A 2,108-nucleotide genomic window follows, 5' to 3' on the forward strand; every position below is an offset into this window, starting at 1 on the left:
TTCAATAGAAATTTGTCGAAAATCCATCGAAAAATAAAGAAATCACCCCATCGAGTCATTTAGATAAAGTTCATTCAAAAATTACGATGAATTTTACTTAAGACGTGCGAAATGTGGGTTATATAATCTAATTGATATGAATATTCAATCCGGAACTGGATTGTATGTTGATGCAGAATTTATTCGACCTGAACGATTACTACCGGCACGAAATACCTTAAACATGCTCACATCTTTAATCCATGCAGAAGGGTATCGTAATTTAATCAATAATAATATGTCAACATACGAGCAATATTATGGATTTGCTCGTATTTTGGCTAAACTTATGCAAGAGGAAGGTATCGAGCGAGTAGAAAAATATCCTATTGACAGTAGACGGTTTTATATGTTTAGTTATGCCGTTATTTCCATGAACTGGGATCCAATTTTTCTTTGGCTGCTTTTTAATGCACATCGTGAAAAAAATAACTCCGGAGAAGTGCCGCATATTGGGAATCCGCCTGCACCAATGAAATTATTTCACGATTTGGCACATTTTATGGCAGTCCGGAAAATTGATGGAGATAATCCTTCTCATTGGTTTCCAATGAATGAAACAGCCGTACAAAGATTAAATGATCCTGAGCATGTAACATCGAGAAGAGTTCGAGTGGGTAAGTTTTATTTTCCGCATGGTTGCCATGGTTTCAGGGAATGCCCGAATTGTGGCAAGTTGACGTTTTATTTAGGAAGCAAATGGAAACTGGACTCACCAGACTTATTTCCCCCTCAAATTATTAAATCCTTAGCCTATCCGGATATGGCTCGTTCAGAGGAAGAAATGAGAGCATACGAGGAGGGAAAATATGATGCGATTCAATGCACTCATTGTGGAGAAATTACAGAAGCTCACCATTCTGCAATCATTATGCAAACAAATTTTAAAGGTCAACATCCTCCTTTTATTGAGGAAATCCAGCGAGATATGAAAGTTGCCATAGAAAAGGCGAAACATATTATCTTTTTCGGATATTCGCTGCCGGAAGATGACTTTATCTATCGGAGCATCCTTGCCTCCCGAAAAAGAATGGGAATAGAATCACCAAAAGTATCAGTAGTCGTTGGAAAAGATGCGGAAGCTGAGGATAAATGGCTTAAAGGCGATGAATTGGAAAATTATACAGAAAACTATCCGGAAAGTGGTTTCTCGACAGTTGTTAAGAGAGCCATTGATATTTTTGGGAAAGAAAACCTAAGAGGATATGCAGCCGGAATACCGAATGTTTTTTTAAAGGAGAAGCATGCGGATGAGAAAAAGGTTATAGAACTGCTCAGATGGGAATAGGGACGGAGGGACAGGTCTTTTGGCCCAATGATAATTAACGGGCCGATGAACCTGACAACGTCCCAAATCTATTTATAGCGGGGCAATAAGTATGATGAATAAGCAATAGAAATGATTGACGAACAGTTGAATGTCAATCCCTTAATGGAAAATGTAAACCCCGAAGCCTGTTCCCAATCCGTTCAAATGCAGATAAAGAGTATTTACCTTTAATCTGTGCAGTAGGGTTATACTCTTAATTTGATTTTGATAGATGGTACACATGTGGAGAGCAAGGTGGAACGTTTTATAATTTTTTGGGAGATTTTTTTGCCTTCATTCCAGCAATTCGTTTTTTATAGTATGTTAGAAGGATTTTTTCAAAGTTTGTCGAATCAATGTATTAGCTTTTCCATCCCCGTTATCATATCGGTTTTCCCCAAACAATTAGAAGACTATCACCATCTCAGAATAAATTGGAAATGATTAAAATGGATTTCAAAGATGACTCGTTTTGTATATAATAATTAAGTAGGAGTTGAATGATGATGAGTAAAAACAATAATATTGAAGACATGCTATCCCAATTAATTACCATGGTAGCTGCAATCCAGGTAGAGCAAAAAGAAATGAAACCAGATCTGGAAGGAATGCATCAGGAACAAAAAGAAATGAAACAAGCTTTTGCAGGAATGCTTCAAGAGCAAAAAGAAATGAAACAAGCTTTTGAAGGAATACTTCAGGAGCAAAAAGAAATGAAACGGGTTCAACAAGAGATGCATCATAAAATAGATGAAATAGA

At 36.8% G+C, this 2,108-nt stretch carries 2 protein-coding genes; both read left to right on the forward strand.

What is annotated here, in order from left to right; genetic code table 11:
* Positions 1-136 precede the first annotated feature (136 nt).
* Positions 137-1,327, forward strand: coding sequence for a hypothetical protein (locus tag LIZ98_RS17310; RefSeq protein WP_227140382.1), 1,191 nt, complete (start codon positions 137-139; stop codon positions 1,325-1,327).
* A 527-nt stretch (positions 1,328-1,854) separates the two neighbouring features.
* On the forward strand, positions 1,855-2,108 hold a 254-nt coding region (locus LIZ98_RS17315; protein WP_227140381.1), incomplete at its 3' end, for a hypothetical protein.

The organism is Caldibacillus sp. 210928-DFI.2.18 (assembly GCF_020554505.1).
Taxonomy (GTDB): domain Bacteria; phylum Bacillota; class Bacilli; order Bacillales; family Caldibacillaceae; genus Caldifermentibacillus; species Caldifermentibacillus hisashii.